Genomic DNA, 16,673 nt, shown 5'->3' with positions numbered 1-16,673 from the left:
GCTGAACGCTGCCTGGAAACAAAACACAGATGTGTTTCACACCGCACCATCACCGCAGGTCAACCACCACCACTTGGCCATACAATCCGAGTCCTTCCACAGAGGATCCACACACCCCAGATGGAACACACACCCAGCACGCGCGAAAATACTTCTCATGCTCCGATTCGCACCACGCAACGTCATACGCAGCAGTGGTCGCTGGATCGACCACTCAGCCGAACTTTCACGCCGACAAGCTAAACAGCGAGCCCGCGAAGTACGCGCCAAAATCTCATTTATCGCGCAATGCTCCATCGCCGCTGGCGCCACCTACCTCATTGCTAAACACGTCTTTAACGTCGCCGTACCCCTCTACGCCCCCGTAGCCGCGATCCTCACCCTCGGCATGAGCTACGGCAAACGATTCAGCCGCGCCGCCGAAGTCACCATTGGCGTAGCCATCGGCACCCTCGTCGGTGAACTTTTCTTCATGACCGTCGGAATGGGAGCCTGGCAAGTCTGCGCCATCGTTGCCATTGCCATGGTGCTCGCCTCTGCCTTCGGCGCATCCACCCTCATGATCAACCAGGCAGGAATCCAAGGGCTCATCATCGCCATGCTCGCCGGCTCAACCACCCCAGCCGGACGCTGGAGCGAAGCCCTCATCGGCGCATCCATCGGTCTGCTCTTCGCAGGCATCGTCCCCAGCTCCGTGTTCCGCAGACCCAACTCCCACGCATCACTTCTGCTCGAACGCCTCGGCAGCCTCCTACTTAGCAGCGTCAAAACCATCCGCACCGCCGATCGAAACGCAGCCGAAGACGTCCTCGAAGAAGCCCGTGCCATGGAAAAAGACCTCACCACGCTACGCGGATTCGCCGCCGACTCCCTCGAAATCACCACAATCCTGCCCTGGTACCGCTCCCGACACGAAGAAATGAAAACCATCGCTGACGCACTCGAACCCATGGATCGCGCCGTCCGCAACGCCCGCGTCCTCGTACGCCGCGGCACTATCTCGGTCCAAATGGGCGAAGAAATTCCCGAAGAATACGTCCAACTCATGATTGAACTAGCCCGCATCTCCGACGACCTCGCTCTCTGCTTCGGTAAAGGCGGCTCCCGCGAAAACGTCCAATCCACCATGTGGGACCTCTCGCGCCGCACCGCACGCCCCGTAGCCGAAGCCCCCCTGTCTGCCGAAGTCATGCGCGCCCAAGTCCGCTCAATCATCGTTGACTACTACATGATCCTTGGCACCTCACTAGAAGATGCACGCCGCCTCGTCCGTGAAGCCGACGAAAAATACGCTGAAGAGGCACAAGCCGCCATCGGTAGCATCCTCGATGACCTAGAACCCGAAACCGGCGCCCTACCCGCCTGCGAATTCACCTACACCGGAATCATTCCCGTCATCCCCACCACCGAACCGCCCAACCCCAAAACTCCGAACACACCACCAACAAGCCCACACCACCCCTCTTAAACCAACTCCCGCCACACGATTAACAACCTCAACCACCACCCACAAACGACAGATAAGCCACCCCTTCCACACAGATCCCACTCCACCCCAAGATTTTTCTACCTACCGACGAGCACTAACCGTCGAGTAAAAAATCCACGTCGCAACACCACCAAAAACTACCCCCGCACATACATCCATCGGGAAATGCACCCCCAGCTGGCTGTGTCAAGCTAATCCGGCCCCGGAATGACGGCCTCAATTGGCTCCACCCCGTTACGTGCGGACAGGATCCGTTCGGGATCGGATAGCGGACACCTACCCGCCCGGTTTCGAAGCGAGCCAGCAGGCCCATGGCACGCGCGTGGGGTTGCGTGCCATGGGGTTGGTGTCAGTGCTGGGGCGGAAAGCGCCTCTTGACGACCCCGCGGGTCACGCCCTTCCAGTCGGTGTTGTCGGTGGCGATGGTGCCCCGTGTGGTGTCCCTGTAGCCGGCCTCGTCGATGTGGGTGGCCTGGCGCGTGGTGTAGTTCCACGGCGCGCTGCTGGCTTCGGAGGTTCGCGGGGCAGCCGCTTCGGGGGCGGGCTCTTGGCGCTCGGGCTGGACGGCCGACGCTTCGGCCTTGGGCTGGACGGCGGGCGCGGGGGTCTGCGGGGTGAACGGGCTGCTTCCTGTGTCGATGGTGTAGCCGTCGACGGAGGTGTAGTCGCGCATGGTTCCTTCCTGGGTTGATCGTTCTAGCGAATGGGTTGGGGTTGGACGTTCGCGGGGGCGGTCGCCCGGGGTCGTGTGGTTGGCCGGGTCACTGGGTGGGTGGTGTGGTGATGGGCGCTCCTGTGGGGGTGAGAAGGCTGGTCAGTGCTGGCTGTCGACGGGGTAGCGTTTGCGCAGCCAGAGGCTGATGTAGACGAGTCCGATGAGGGCCGGGACCTCGATCAGGGGGCCGACGACGCCGGCGAGGGCTTGGCCGGAGGTGACACCGAAGGTGGAGATGGCGACGGCGATGGCGAGTTCGAAGTTGTTGCCGGCGGCGGTGAAGGCGAGGGTGGTGGTGCGTTCGTAGCCCAGGTGCAGACTCCGTCCGAGCAGGTGGCCGATGCCCCATATGACCGCGAAGTAGACCAAGAGCGGCAGGGCGATGCGGACGACGTCGAGGGGGCGGCTGGTGATCTGTTCGCCCTGCAGGGCGAACAGCACGACGATGGTGAACAGAAGCCCGTACAGCGCCCAGGGGCCGATCTTCGGCAGGAAGCTGTGCTCGTAGGTTTCGCGGCCCCAGGCGTTCTCGCCCAGGGTGCGGGTCAGGTATCCGGCGACCAGCGGGATGCCGAGGAAGATCAGGACGCTCTTGGCGATCTGCCAGGCGGAGACGTTCAGGCTGGTCTGCTCGAGGCCGAGCCAGGAGGGCAGGGCGGACAGGTAGAACCAGCCGAGCGCGGCGAAGGCGACGACTTGGAAGATCGAGTTGATCGCGACGAGCACGGCGGCCGCTTCGCGGTCACCGCAGGCCAGGTCGTTCCAGATGATGACCATGGCGATGCAGCGCGCGAGCCCGACGATGATCAGGCCGGTGCGGTAGGTGGGCAGGTCGGCGAGGAAGGTCCATGCCAGCGTGAACATCACCAAGGGACCGACGACCCAGTTCAGCAGCAGGCTGGAGACCAGCATGCGCCGGTCGTGGGTGACGGTCCCGAGCCGGTCGTATCGGACCTTGGCGAGCACCGGGTACATCATCACGAGCAGCCCGATGCTGATGGGCAGCGAGACGCCGTCCACCTCGACGGCGGCCAGCGCCGTGCCGATGCCGGGGACGACACGGCCCAGCAGGAGCCCGACGACCATGGCCGCGAGGATCCACACGGGCAGGTAGCGATCGAGCGTGGACAGCTGCTGCGCCACGGGCGTCCGGGTCGGTGTGGACGGTGGTTCGGTGGTGATTACGGCCATGACTACCTCACATTGACGATCATCGATATGGACGTCCTCATCATATAGACAACCGTCAATATGACAAGTCACAGGGTGTTCGTCGTCGAGATTCAACCCTTTCGGGTGCGTCGGGGTGCGGCCGTGGAGCTAGGCCGGGTGGAGGTCACCTGTCATGGCGGGGGTGGGGATGGCTTGGCGGCGGCGTGCTGACGATTGGCCCGTCGGGGGTGTGGGCGGGTGGTGAGCGCGCGCTGAGGAGCGCCCCAGGGGTTTACGCTCGGCGGGGGCGCTCATTACTGCAAGGAGTCAGGGTTGGGTGCGAGTGCTCGCTGGCTGGTGCTGGGTCACCCATGCCTGCGCGGCGATCTGGATGGCGTCCCAGGGCGAGCCCAGCGGCGGTGTGTAGGCGAGGTCGAGGTCATTGATGTCGGCCACGTCCATGCCGTGGAAGAGCGCGGTGGCGTAGGTGTCGACCCGCTTGGCGGTCTCGGTGGTCAGGTGCCCGACGAGCTGGGCACCTAGCAGCCTGCCGGTGGCGCGGTCGCCGGTGATGCGGATGGTGATGGGGTGGGATCCCGGGTAGTAGGCCTTGTGGTCGTCGGGCGCCGAGGTGGTGCTGGCGGGGTCGAACCCGGCGGCGATGGCTTCGTGCTCCCGCAGCCCGGTGCGGGCTGCGACCAGGTCGAACACCTTGAGCACCTGGGTGCCGATGCTGCCCGCGAATCGGGCGTTGCCGCCCAGCGCGTTCTCGCCGGCGACCCGTCCCTGTTTGTGGGAGGTGGTGCCCAGTGGGAGGTAGGTGGTGCCGAGCAGGCGATGGTGGGTGGCGACGCAGTCGCCGGCGGCCCACACGTGTGGCAGGCCGGTGGCCATCGTCTCGTCGACGAGCACCGCACCGCGGGGCCCGGTCTGGGCTCCAGATCGGACGAGCAGGTCGGTCTCGGGGGTGACACCGACCACGACCAGAACGAGGTCCACATCCCACGACAGGGCTTCGCCGTCTCTGGCCTGACCGGTCACGTGCAGGCCGTCAGCACCCTTGGCTATGCCGGTGACGCTCGTACCGGTGTGGATATCGACCCCGTGCCGCACGAGTTCGGCATGGACGAGGGTACCGAGTTCGGGGTCGAGGGTGGACAGTACCTCGGGGGCGGCCTCGACCTGGGTGACGTGGATGCCGCGGGTGGTGAGGCCTTCGGCCATCTCCAGGCCGATGTAGCCGGCGCCGACAACCAAGGCGGTGCGCGGCTGCAGCTTCTCGAGGGAGTCGCTCAGGGTGAACGTGTCGCCCATGGAGTGCAACAGGTGGACGCCGTCGGCGGCGCCGAGGGTGTCGAGTCCGGTGATCGGGGGACGCACGGGCCGGGCGCCGGTGCCGACCACCAGCGCGTCGTAGTCGACCAGGGCGGGGGTGTCGTCGGGTCCGATGGTCTCGAGCTGTCGGGCGTCGACGTCGATGCGGGTGGCGCGCGTGTCGAGCAGCAGGTGCAGGCCCGCGGCCTCCAGGTCGGCGCGGGTGCGGTGTGCCAGGTGGTGCCAGCCTCCGACCTCGCCGGAGATGTAATAGGGGATCCCGCAGATGGAGAAGTTCGGGTAGGCGTCGGCCACCACGACAGTGACCTCGGTCGACGGGTCGAGTTCGCGGGCACGCAGCCCCGCGGAGATGCCGGCATCGCTGCCGCCGACGCACACAACGTGCATGGGGATGTCCTTTTCGGGTCGCCGGGCCTCAGCCCAGCATGGCGAGGTACTCGTGCAACGCGGCCAGCCCTTCGGGTCGCGGGGTGAAGTGCGCCCATTTGCCGCGCATTTCCTTGTCCACCAGCCCGGCCTCGACCAGCTTCTTCAGGTGGTGTGACAGCGTCGGCTGGGTCACGCCGAACACCTCGGGCATGTGGCACGCGCACACGCTGGAGCACCGGCTGGCCGCGATGTGGTGCAGGATCCGCAGCCGCACCGGGTCAGCGAGCGCCTTCACGACGAGCGCAACCCGTTCCGCCTGCTCCATCGAGATCGTGCCACCACCCGGCGCGCAGGCCTCGGCGGCGGCCATCGGGGCTTCCAGCAGTTCGGTCATGAAGACATGCTACCCGCTCATATTGACACCTGTCGATACGTGTGACATGCTCACTCATATCGACGGTCATCAATGCGTGATGGTCGTCCTCCACCCGAGCCGGAGGTTTCCCATGCCCGTCATCCGTGTCTTCGAACCTGCACTGTGTTGCAACACCGGGGTCTGCGGCCCCGACCTCGACCAGGAGCTGGTCGACTTCACCGCCGCGGTCAACGCCCTCAAGGCGCAGGGGGTGGACGTCCACCGCGCCAATCTGGCCAGCGAGCCGGCGCAGTTCGCGGAGCACCCCGTGGTCGTCAAGTTCCTGCAGGCCGCCGGCTCCGAGGGGCTACCCCTGACGCTGGTCGACGACGTCACCGTGCTGGCCGGCCGCCACCCGCGCCGCGACGAGCTGGAGCGCTACGCCGGCCTGAACCCGACGAAGGACGCCCAGCCCCAGGGCGGATGCTGCGGCCCGCAGCAGGAAGCCCCCGCCGCGTCCACTGGCTGCTGTGGGCAGCCCGCCACTACCAGCACCGTGTCCGGCTGCTGCTGACCCCGACTCGAACTTTCAGGAGATTGTGATGACCCAGTTTCTCGACAACCCGCCCCGGCACTTTTTCTTCACTGGCAAGGGCGGTGTCGGCAAGACCAGCATCGCGTGCGCCACGGCCGTGCACCTCGCCCACCAGGGCAAGCGGGTGCTGCTGGTCAGCACCGACCCGGCGAGCAACATCGCCCAGGTGTTCGGTGCCACCATCGGCAACAAGATCACCCCGATTCCGCAGGTGCCCGGCCTCGACGCGCTGGAGATTGACCCCGACGAGGCCGCTGAGGCCTACCGCAACAAGATCCTGGAACCGGTGCGCGCGGTCCTGCCCATCAAGGAGATCGAGGCCATCACCGAGCAGCTGTCGGGCTCCTGCACCACCGAGATCGCCTCGTTCAACGAGTTCACCGACCTGCTCGCCGACACCCAGGCCACCGCCGGCTACGACCACGTCATCTTCGACACCGCCCCCACCGGCCACACCATCCGCCTGCTGCAGCTGCCCGGCAGCTGGACCAGCTACCTTGACAACGGCAAGGGCGACGCGTCCTGCCTGGGGCCCATGAGCGGGCTCGAGAAGAACCGCGCCACCTACCGCGCCGCCGTCGAGGCCCTCACCGACCCCACCAGCACCCGCCTGGTGCTCGTCGCCCGGGCCCAGCAGTCCACGCTGCGCGAGGTCGCCCGCACCCTGGACGAGCTCGCCGAGCTCGACATCCACGCCACCAACCTGGTCGTCAACGGCGTCTTGCCCGCCGCGGCCGCCACCGACGACCTGTCCCGCGCCATCCACGACCGCGAACAGGCCGCGCTCGCTGCCATGCCTGCCGCCCTGGCAGCCCTGCCCCGCGACACGGTGAGCCTCAAGAGCGTCAACATGGTCGGCCTGGAGGCACTCGCCACCCTGTTCCACGACGAGGACGCCCCGCAGGCCGACGCGCAGGACACCGGCGGGCAGGGCATCGGCCAGCAGCCGCACCTCGCCGGCCTGGTCGACCAGCTCGCCGAGGCCGACCATGGGCTCGTGATGACGATGGGCAAGGGCGGTGTCGGCAAGACCACCGTCGCAGCCGCCATCGCCATCGCCCTGGTCCAGCGCGGCAAGAAGGTCCTGCTCACCACCACCGATCCCGCCGCGCACCTGTCGACCACCCTCGGCAACGACGTCGACGGGCTCGAGGTCAGCGCCATCGACCCCGAGAAGGCCATCCAGGAGTACCGCGACCACGTCATGGCCTCCAAGGGCGCCAAGCTCGACGACGCCGGCCGCGCCGCCCTCGCCGAGGACCTCATGAGCCCCTGCACCGAGGAGATCGCCGTCTTCCAGCAGTTCAGCCGCGCCGTGAACAAGGCCCGCGACCAGTTCGTCATCATGGACACCGCCCCCACCGGCCACACCCTGCTCCTGATGGACGCCACCGGTTCCTACCACCGCGACATCACCCGCCACCTCGACGACGACCAGCGCGGCCACGTCACCACCCCGCTGATGCGGCTCCAAGACCCCGACCACACCAAGATCATCGTGGTCACCCTGCCCGAGACCACCCCCGTCACCGAGGCGCAGGCCCTGGCCAGCGACCTGGAACGCGCCAACATCCACCCGTGGGCGTGGGTCGTGAACAACTCCCTCGCGGCAGCCCACCCCACCAGCCCACTGCTCGCCACCCGCGCACGCTCCGAGCAACAGCAGCTGGACGCGGTGGCCGCCACCACCAACCGCATGGCCGTCATCCCCACCCAGACCCGCGAACCCGTCGGCACGCAACAGCTCACCGCTCTCAGCAACTGACTCAGGGAGTGACGCCTACCCGCCGGACCCAACTGGTGGATCCGGCGGTAGGCGACTGCCTATTTGCAGGGTGTCACCCGGCCTGTCGGGCTCGGGTGTGGGCGAGGCGATAGGAGTTGGTTCCGGTCTCGATGATGGTGGCGTTGTAGGTGAGGCGGTCGACGATCGCTGCACAGAGCCTGGGGTCAGTGAAGGTGTCGGTCCAGGCGGAGAAGGACTGGTTGGACGCGATCGCGATGGCGTTCTTCTCCTCCCGCTCTGTGAGGACCTGGAACAACAGCTCGGCGCCGCGCCGGTCGAGCTCCATGTATCCCAGTTCGTCAATGACCAGGAGATCCACTCTTCCGTAGCGGTTGATGGTCTTGGTGAGTTGCTTCTCGTCAGCGGCCTCGACGAGCTCGTTCACCAGGCGGGTTGCGAGGGTGTAGCGGACGCGGTAGCCCTGTTCTGCGGCGGCGGTGCCGAGTGCGATGAGCAGGTGGGACTTGCCGGTGCCGGAGTCCCCGATCAGGCACAGCGGGTCGCCGCGGCGGATCCAGTCGCCGGTGGCGAGCTCGTTGATGGTGGCGGGGTTGATGTTCGGGTTCGCGGTGAAGTCGAAGTCGGCCAGCCACTTCTCGCGCGGGAAGCCGGCGCTCTTGATACGGCGCAGGGTAGAGCGCCGGTCACGGTCGTCGACCTCGGCCAGGAGCAGCTCGGCGAGGAAGCCCTGGTAGGTGAGTTGTTCCTTGGTGGCGGTGGTGATCGCCTCATCGACGACGGACCGGATGGTGGGCAGTCGTAGGCGGCGGCAGGCCTGGTCGATCGCGGCCTGCGCGGCTTGTTCGGTCAGGCCCTGACGCCGGCGAAGGCTCGCGGGGCGGCTGGTGCTGGTGGTGGTCATGGGGTTCCTGTCGGGGTGTGGTGGTGAGTCTCGGCGGAGGCCGGGGCGGGATCGGGTTGGCGTCGACGCAGGAGTTCGTCGTAGGCGGTGACGGTGGGCAGGGGTCGGGTGTCCTCGGGCAGGTGCGCGATGACCTGGTGCGGGTCGGTGGGGCGTCGTGGTGGCAGGTTCACGACCGTCCCCCGCCTGGTCGGGCTGACTGGGGCGGGTGTGTGGGTGGTGGCGTGGCGGCGGGCTTCCACGGCGACGACGTCGGGGCTGATCGCACCAACGGACAGGGCTGAGGTGATGCCGGCGATCACCGCCTCGGCCGGAAGGGATCGGTGGAGCAGGAGCACGTCGATCAACTCCTGGGTGCCCGCGACGTCGCCGCTGGTCTTGCGGGCCGCGGCCCAGAACGCGTCGTGGGCCGCGGTGAACGCCCCCGCGGCGCGGGCCTGCGCGAGGGCGGTGGAGCCGGGGAACGCGCCGGGCTTGTGGCGTAGGACCTCGAGGTAGTGGTCCAGCTCGACACGGATCACGCCCCGGGTGCCGAGGCGAGGGTGGGTGGCGACGACGCTGCGGCCCTCGAACACGACCACGCAGGAGGCCCGCAACGACACGCGGACGCGTTGGCCGATGAGGTGCGCGGGGACGGAGTACTTGACCATGCGGACGGTGATCAGGGCGGAGCGGTCGACGCGCGGGTGGAGGATCAGGCCGGGGTCGAAGTCGTCGGCCGGCAACGGTGCCAGGTGGGGCAGTTCGGCGTGGTAGTCCTGCCCGATCGTGTTGACGTGTCCGGTGATGCGGCGGGTGTTGTCGTCGACTTCCCAGGCGCGGATCTTGTCGTTGAGTTCGTCCAGGGTGGCGACTTCGGGCATGGGGGTGAGGTGGTTGCGGCGGAACCAGCCGACCTCGCCCTCGACGCCACCTTTCTCGTGGGCGCCGTCGATGCCTGGCTGGCAGTAGAACGCGTCGAAGCCGTAGTGGGAGCGGAACAGCACCCAGCGTTCGTTCTCGTCGCGCAGCCGGTTCCCGCCGTGGATGACCTGCACCACGGCCGAGGTGAGGTTGTCGTAGCGGATGTGACGGGTCGGGATACCACCCAGGGCGTGGAAGGCCTCGATGTGTCCCTCGAGGAAGGCCTCCTGCCCGCCCGTCGGGTAGACGCGGTGAATGGCCTTGCCAGAGTGCGACAGGCGGTAGACGAACATGTGGCACTTGGTCTTGACGCCGTCCAGGATCACGTAGACCTCGCCGAAGTCGACCTCGGCCTCCGCGCCGGGGGCGTGGTCCTGCGGCACCATCGCCTCCACCCGGCGCCCGGCCTCCAGATCGATCTGCGCGCGCCGGATCCGGACGTAGTCCCGCACCGTCGAGTACGACAGGTCCGTGGCGCCGTGCTCGTCACGCAACCGGGCCAGGATCCTCGTGGCGGTGTGGCGCTGCTTGCGCGGGGCGGTCAGGTCGTAGAGCAGCATCTGGTCGATGGCCGGCTTGTACGGGTCCAAACGCGGTGCCGTGCGGACCGGCCTCTTGCGGGGTGGGGGTTCGGCCGCGGCGAGTGCCTGGCGGACGGTGCGGCGGTGCACTCCGTGTTTGCGGGCGAGCTCGCGGATGGACAGGCCATCGACTCGCGCGTCGTGGCGGATGTCGGCGTACAGCTGCACTCGTGATCCCATCTTGGCTCCCTTGCCCTCGCGACTGGTTCCCAGTGATGGGGACCAGCGTGAAGGGGTGGGGCCAGTTCAGACCGTCAACACCCCGGCAAGTCGCACGCGGGGCCAGATCAGGCCGTCACAACGGGGCCGAACCAAGCTGTCACAACCACCCAGCATCACCCGATCCACCACTGTCACCACCACAAAAAGCACCCCACCGACCAACACACCAACACGCCCCATCCAGCCCAAAAACGGCCACAACACAAACACAAAACCACACACCACAGCAGTCGCATTCGCTGCATGGCCACTAGGAAAAGAAAAGCCCTCCGCACACCACACCGGCGGCTCCACCACCGGCCGCGGCCTAGCCACCACCCACTTCACAACCGCAGCCAATAACCACGCCCACATCATTCCCACAACGCCACACCCAACACGCTGCCCCGCCCCAACAACCCCAGCCCGACGCCACCACCACAACACCCCCAAAACCACCAACCCACACGCATAAACACGCCACGGCTCACTCAGCCACTGCCACGCCACAAAAAACTCACGCATAACAGCATGCGAACGAACCGCATCTGTCCCCGCCCTGACAAACCCCTCATCAACACCGCGCGCAACCTTGGCCGCAAACGAATCGCCCACAGCCTCAAAACGAAGAACACCCCACCCGATCAGCGCAAAAACAACAGCCCACACCAACGAAAAGAAAAGGCCGTGCAGGACCACCACCAAGGAGCCCTGCACCGCCCTTTCACCAAAACAAACGCGACGAATCACCCGATGTGAGCCCGCGCATTCCGGAACAGCCTCATCCACGGACTCGTGCCCTCAACAGGCTGATCCGTCCACGAGAACTGCACATTTCGAGCTACCCGCTCCGGGTGAGGCATCATCGCAGTGAAACGCCCATCAGGGGTAGTCACCGCAGTCAGACCCTCCGCTGAGCCATTCGGGTTAGCGGGATAAGAAACAGCCGGTGCACCACTAGCATCCGTGTACCGCATCACACGCACCACCTCGGCAGCATCACCACGCACCGAGAAGTCAGCACGCCCCTCACCATGAGCCACCACAATCGGCAAACTCGAACCAGCCATGCCCGCAAAGAAAATCGATGGCGAATCCAACACCTCGATTTGAGCAAGACGCGCCTCATACTGCTCAGAAAGATTCCGAGAAAAACGCGGCCACGCCTGCGCACCCGGAATAAGGTCAGCCAACGCCGCAAACATCTGACATCCGTTGCAAATACCCAAACCAAAAGTGTCCGGACGAGCAAAGAAGTCAGTGAAAATCTCAAGCAAATGAGGGTTGTACAGCACCGAACGCGCCCAGCCCTCACCAGCACCCAGCGTGTCTCCATAAGAGAATCCACCTGCAGCAACCAAACCAACCATGCTCGACAGGTCAATCCGCCCCGTCTGCAGATCAGTCATGTGCACGTCAAACGTGTCAAAACCGGCCTGATCAAACGCCCACGCCGTCTCCACATGAGAGTTCACGCCCTGCTCACGCAACACAGCAAGACGTGGACGCGCCCCAGCGTTATAGAACGGCGCAGCAACATCATCATTGGGATCAAACGTCGGAGCAACCGAAAGCTCAGTAACACCCTCACATTTACCAGCCAACGCCGCCGTAAAAGCCTCATGCTCCTGTCGCGCACACTCAGGGTTATCGCGCAGCTGACTAATCCGAACAGACGTCTCATCCCAGACCGCACCCAGATCAGCCAAAGCCTCATCCATGACCTTCGCACCATCAATAACAACCTGAACACGCCGGTCACCACGCGTAGTACCCACACGATGCGTGATCTCACCCAACCCGTGAGCAGCCAGAATAGCCTCAGCCTTACCTGCCCGTTCAGAAGGAATGCCAAGCACAACCCCAAGCTCTTCAGTGAAAAGCGTCGCCACATCCGGCACATCGAGAGTCAACCCCGTGCTACCAGCAAAACCCATCTCAACCGTGGCAGCCCACAAACCACCATCAGAACGGTCGTGGTAAGCCACAATCACTCCCGCTTCCCGCAACGCAGTCATCGCCCGCGTCAGGTCAACAAGATGAGACGGCCTCACCACATCAGGCGTAGCCCCCCCGAAAACACCATTGACCTGAGCAAACATCGAACCACCCAAACGACGCTCGCCCTCACCCAAATCAACAAGCAAAAGCGTCGTCTCACGATTCTTCGGCAAAGCCGGAGTAAGCGTGCCACGCACATCCGACAACGACGCAAACGCAGAAATAACCAAAGAGACCGGGGACGTAACCTTGCACGTCTCCCCCGTAACCTCATCAGTCCACTGCGTACGCATAGACAACGAATCCTTGCCAACCGGCACACCAATCCCCAGCTCAGGAAGCAAATCCATCGCCACAGCACGAACCGTGTCATACAGCGCTGCGTCTTCACCCTCCTCACCAGCAGCAGCCATCCAGTTAGCCGAAATCTTCACACTCTCAAGTGACTCAACCGGAGCAGCCAGCAAATTCGTGATGGCCTCACCCACAGCCAAACGACCAGAAGCAGGAGCATTCACCGCCGCAACCGGCATCCGCTCCCCCGAACTCATCGCCTGACCCGCGAAAGAGAAATGATCAGACAACGTCACCGCAACATCAGCAACAGGAACCTGGTGAGGCCCAACCATCTGGTCACGATGCGAAAAACCACCCACCGTGCGGTCACCAATAGTGATCAAGAAACGCTTACTGGCCACCGACGGATGCCGCAACACCGCATACGCAGCATCCCGAAGAGCCCCAGCACCCTTCTTCGACCCGTGGAACGCAGCCACATCCAAACGAGGCGTACTCCGCCTCACCCGAGCCACATCACGTGTCATCTTCGGTGCCTTACCCAACAACACCTCAAGAGGCATATCAATCGGCGCATCCGCACCGCTCTCAACCGCGCCGTCACCCCCAGCCTCAGCACAGAGCACATCCGCAGCTTCCAACACCAACCGGCCATCATCAGTAGCCGCACCAACAACAGCGAACGGACACCGCTCACGCTCAGCAATTTCACGGAACATAGGCAACGACTCCGGCGCAATCGCCAACACGTACCGTTCCTGCGACTCGTTACACCAAATCTCCGCCGGCGTCAGACCACTTTCCTCTACCGGAACCGCACGAATATCGAACCGCGCCCCTCGACCGGCATCACTAACCAGCTCAGGAAAAGCATTAGACAAACCACCGGCACCAACATCGTGAATCGCCAAAATCGGGTTCCCCGACCCCAACGACCAACACGCGTTAATCACTTCCTGCGCACGACGCTCCATCTCCGGGTTACCACGCTGAACAGAATCAAAGTCCAAATCAGCAGCATTCGTCCCCGCAGCCATCGAACTGGCAGCGCCACCACCCATACCAATACGCATACCCGGCCCACCCAGCTGAACCAAAAGCGAACCAGCCTCAAACGGAACCTTCTCCGTCTGACCAGCATCAATAGAGCCCAAACCACCAGCAGACATGATCGGCTTGTGATAGCCACGGCGCACCCCATCCACCGTCTGCTCATACACACGGAAAAAGCCACCCAAACCTGGGCGTCCAAACTCATTGTTGAACGCAGCCGCACCAATCGGCGCCTCAATCATGATGTCCAACGGAGAAGCCACATGCGCCGGGAAACGACGGCGCCCCTGCTCATCACAATCACCCACCTCCCAGGGCTCATTCGTACCCGGAAGATGCAGATTCGACACCACAAACCCAGTCAGCCCCGCCTTCGGCGCCGAACCCCGACCCGTAGCACCCTCATCACGAATCTCACCACCAGCACCCGTAGCAGCACCCGGGAACGGTGAAATCGCCGTCGGGTGATTATGCGTCTCCACCTTCATCAACACATGCACATCACCCATACGGCCCGAATACTTATGTGCCTCACCCTGAGCATCAGTAACCGCAGGCAACCACCGAGTAACCTCCCCACCAGCCATAATCGCGGCATTATCCTTATACGCCACAATCGTGTTCTGGCCATTCATCTTCTCGGTGTGCCGAATCATCCCGAACAGCGACAAATCCTGACGCTGCCCATCAATCACAAAATCAGCATTAAAAATCTTGTGACGGCAATGCTCCGAATTCGCCTGCGCGAACATCATCAACTCAACATCACTCGGATTACGCCCCAACCCCACAAACGCGTCCACCAAGTAATCAATCTCATCATCAGAAAGCGCCAAACCCAGCGCCGTGTTCGCCTCCACCAACGAATCACGCCCCAGACCCAACACATCAACCCGCCCCAAATCGGCAGGCTCACGCTCAGCAAACACCAACCTCGCCTCATCCACCCCCCGCAAAACCGTCTCCGTCATACGGTCATGCAACACCCCAGCAGCATCAACCCACTGCTCATCAGCCAAACCAGCCTCTGCACCCACCCCACTCAACGTCAAAACAAACTGAGTCACCCGCTCCACACGGTGAATAGCAATCCCGCAGTTGTGCAGGATATCCGTGGCCTTACTCGCCCACGGCGAAATAGTTCCAAACCGCGGCGCCACAACCACACCAACCCGGCCCTCACCCACTGATGGCCCTGAATACGCATCCCCGTACTCAAGAATCGACGCCAACCGCTCACAACCCGCCTCATCCAACGGCGAATCAGAAGCCACCACATGCACAAACTGCGCATCAACACCAACAATGCGCTCATCAACACTACGCAAACGGCGAAGCAGCGCAGCTACCCGAAAATCAGAAAGCGCCGACCCACCAGGAATAAAAGTAACTTCATACACAGGATCAGAACTTCCCTCCAACACAGAGCCAGCGCTCAACAATGATGCGGAAGGAACAGACGGCGAAGACATGCTGCGGCCTTTCTCGGGTGCGGTGATGACCGACACACCCAGGCTACCCGGACTAGCATGCCACTTCGCCCGCCCCTACCAACCACCCCGACCCCACCAGCACACTGACACCATGACCACTCACCACTTCACCTACATAACCATCAACACCCCCATCGGCGAACTACTCATCGCACAAGCCCAAGAACGCGTCATCTACATCGCCTTCGGCAGCGAAAACCACACCACCGCCCTCACCCGCATTACCAACACCACCGGCCCCGGCACACACCACGAAACACCCATCCTCCACACCGCCAGAACCCAACTCACCGAATACTTCACCGGCACACGCCACCACTTCACCCTCCCCCTAGACCACCGCATGAGCACGCCCTTCCGACGCACCATCCAAACTCACCTCACCACCATCCCCTACGGATCCACCCTCACCTACACCCAACTCGCCACCCAAGCAGGACACCCCACAGCTATCCGCGCCGCAGCCACCGCATGCGCTACCAACCCGCTACCTCTCCTCCTGCCCTGTCACCGCATCATCCGCGCCAACGGCAACCCCGGACAGTACCGAGGCGGCACCGAAGCCAAAAAATGGCTTCTCACACACGAAAAAACCACCCCAACCACGCCCAACTCACCCACCAGAACCTGGACGTTCCATCCCTAACTCCGCATACAAACGCACCGTATGCAACACCAAATAACCCACCTCTCCCTCAGTCAGAGACACCCCCAACGCCTCCTCTACCAACTCACGTAACCCCAACGCAGCCCGCACCGCCTCCGGCGAACGCGCCCGCACCGGCGCCAACAAATCCACACCCACATCATCTAACTGCCGGCTCTCCAAAGCCCGCACAAATAAATAACGCATATGCGTCACAAACCGAGCAGCATTCATCGAGTTCTCGTCAATTGCCCTCCCCCACGACTCCTCCAATAGCGAGAACGACCGCCGAATCGTTTCAGTCATGCTCAACGTCCGACTCAAATCACCACCAGCCCACCGATGATTCACAAAGTGCAAAGCAAACGCCACCCACTCGTCTTCCTGTAACACCACCCCCAGGCGCGCATTCGCCAAATGCATCGCCTCACGGCCTGCCGCGCTCTCCTCCGGAAACACATGCCCAACCTCCCACCGCAACGGGAAGTCGACCGTGATACCCATCTTCACTCGCTTCACCGCAACCGACAGGTGGTCCAGCACTGGCAACAACAGCGCCTGCCCTACCGAAAGCCCCAACGCATCTCTACCGATGGCGACGATGGCACGCGCAACCTCTGTCTCTTCCATCGTCGCCCCGCTGAGCACATCGGCAACACGCGCCGCCTTATATGGCAGCTCCTCAACGAAACGCTGTACCCCCTCGGTGTCAACCTCATCGCCTGGCTTACGCCCAAATCCAATGCCTTTACCGAGAAGAACAACCTCCGCGCCATCCTCAACGCCGAGGACGACATTGTTGTTGTAAACCCGCCGAACTGTTACCTGTGACCCCATCGG

Annotated in this window: 13 protein-coding genes; 4 read left to right on the top strand and 9 right to left on the bottom strand. The window is 63.7% G+C overall.

What is annotated here, in order from left to right:
• The first annotated feature begins 157 nt into the window (after positions 1-157).
• A complete protein-coding gene (locus DXZ77_RS10690) occupies positions 158-1,468 on the top strand; it encodes an FUSC family protein (protein WP_181816127.1) in 1,311 nt (436 codons plus the stop codon).
• Between the two features lie 370 nt (positions 1,469-1,838).
• Here the strand turns inward: DXZ77_RS10690 and DXZ77_RS10685 are convergent, their stop codons facing one another.
• The 4 genes from DXZ77_RS10685 to DXZ77_RS10670 all read right to left on the bottom strand — a co-directional run bounded on the left by DXZ77_RS10685 (position 1,839) and on the right by DXZ77_RS10670 (position 5,454).
• Positions 1,839-2,162 (bottom strand): hypothetical protein, encoded by a 324-nt coding sequence (locus tag DXZ77_RS10685; protein ID WP_057374825.1) that lies wholly within the window; start codon positions 2,160-2,162, stop codon positions 1,839-1,841.
• Positions 2,163-2,303: 141 nt separating this feature from the next.
• Complete coding sequence (arsB, locus tag DXZ77_RS10680; protein WP_057374826.1) at positions 2,304-3,395, bottom strand: ACR3 family arsenite efflux transporter; 1,092 nt, start codon at positions 3,393-3,395, stop codon at positions 2,304-2,306.
• A 288-nt stretch (positions 3,396-3,683) separates the two neighbouring features.
• A complete protein-coding gene (locus DXZ77_RS10675; RefSeq protein ID WP_115031389.1) occupies positions 3,684-5,078 on the bottom strand; it encodes an FAD-dependent oxidoreductase in 1,395 nt (464 codons plus the stop codon).
• A gap of 28 nt (positions 5,079-5,106) precedes the next feature.
• Positions 5,107-5,454, bottom strand: coding sequence for an ArsR/SmtB family transcription factor (locus DXZ77_RS10670; RefSeq protein ID WP_002546835.1), 348 nt, complete (start codon positions 5,452-5,454; stop codon positions 5,107-5,109).
• A 112-nt stretch (positions 5,455-5,566) separates the two neighbouring features.
• On the opposite strand from DXZ77_RS10670, the gene arsD reads away from it, so the two are divergent.
• Together arsD and arsA are read left to right on the top strand one after the other, a co-directional pair.
• Positions 5,567-5,989 (top strand): arsenite efflux transporter metallochaperone ArsD, encoded by a 423-nt coding sequence (gene arsD, locus DXZ77_RS10665; RefSeq protein ID WP_008598604.1) that lies wholly within the window; start codon positions 5,567-5,569, stop codon positions 5,987-5,989.
• Positions 5,990-6,017: 28 nt separating this feature from the next.
• Positions 6,018-7,775 (top strand): arsenical pump-driving ATPase, encoded by a 1,758-nt coding sequence (gene arsA / locus DXZ77_RS10660; RefSeq protein WP_055344895.1) that lies wholly within the window; start codon positions 6,018-6,020, stop codon positions 7,773-7,775.
• A gap of 73 nt (positions 7,776-7,848) precedes the next feature.
• On the opposite strand, the gene istB is transcribed toward arsA, so the two are convergent.
• The 4 genes from istB to purL form a co-directional block, all read right to left on the bottom strand.
• Positions 7,849-8,658 (bottom strand): IS21-like element helper ATPase IstB, encoded by an 810-nt coding sequence (istB, locus tag DXZ77_RS10655; RefSeq protein ID WP_115031393.1) that lies wholly within the window; start codon positions 8,656-8,658, stop codon positions 7,849-7,851.
• Positions 8,655-10,322: an IS21 family transposase gene (gene istA, locus DXZ77_RS10650; protein WP_115031395.1), complete on the bottom strand. Its 1,668-nt coding sequence runs from the start codon at positions 10,320-10,322 to the stop codon at positions 8,655-8,657. The genes istB and istA overlap by 4 nt, the downstream gene beginning before the upstream one ends.
• A 66-nt stretch (positions 10,323-10,388) precedes the next feature.
• Entirely contained in the window at positions 10,389-11,060 is a 672-nt protein-coding gene (locus tag DXZ77_RS10645; protein ID WP_220181638.1) for a phosphatase PAP2 family protein, read from the bottom strand.
• 29 nt (positions 11,061-11,089) lie between these two features.
• Positions 11,090-15,202 (bottom strand): phosphoribosylformylglycinamidine synthase, encoded by a 4,113-nt coding sequence (gene purL, locus DXZ77_RS10635; protein ID WP_503465806.1) that lies wholly within the window; start codon positions 15,200-15,202, stop codon positions 11,090-11,092.
• Here purL and DXZ77_RS10630 point away from each other — a divergent pair.
• Positions 15,192-15,833, top strand: coding sequence for a methylated-DNA--[protein]-cysteine S-methyltransferase (locus tag DXZ77_RS10630; protein WP_181816126.1), 642 nt, complete (start codon positions 15,192-15,194; stop codon positions 15,831-15,833). The two genes, purL and DXZ77_RS10630, sit on opposite strands and share 11 nt — an antisense overlap.
• On the opposite strand, the gene DXZ77_RS10625 is transcribed toward DXZ77_RS10630, so the two are convergent.
• On the bottom strand, positions 15,801-16,670 hold the full coding sequence (locus DXZ77_RS10625) for a PRD domain-containing protein (protein ID WP_115032066.1): 870 nt from the start codon (positions 16,668-16,670) through the stop codon (positions 15,801-15,803). The genes DXZ77_RS10630 and DXZ77_RS10625 overlap by 33 nt on opposite strands.
• Between the last annotated feature and the right edge of the window lie 3 nt (positions 16,671-16,673).

Source organism: Dermatophilus congolensis, from assembly GCF_900447215.1.
Taxonomy (GTDB): Bacteria; Actinomycetota; Actinomycetes; order Actinomycetales; family Dermatophilaceae; genus Dermatophilus; species Dermatophilus congolensis_A.
Note: the sequence above shows the minus strand (reverse complement) of the source record. Positions and strands in the feature narration are given on the sequence as shown.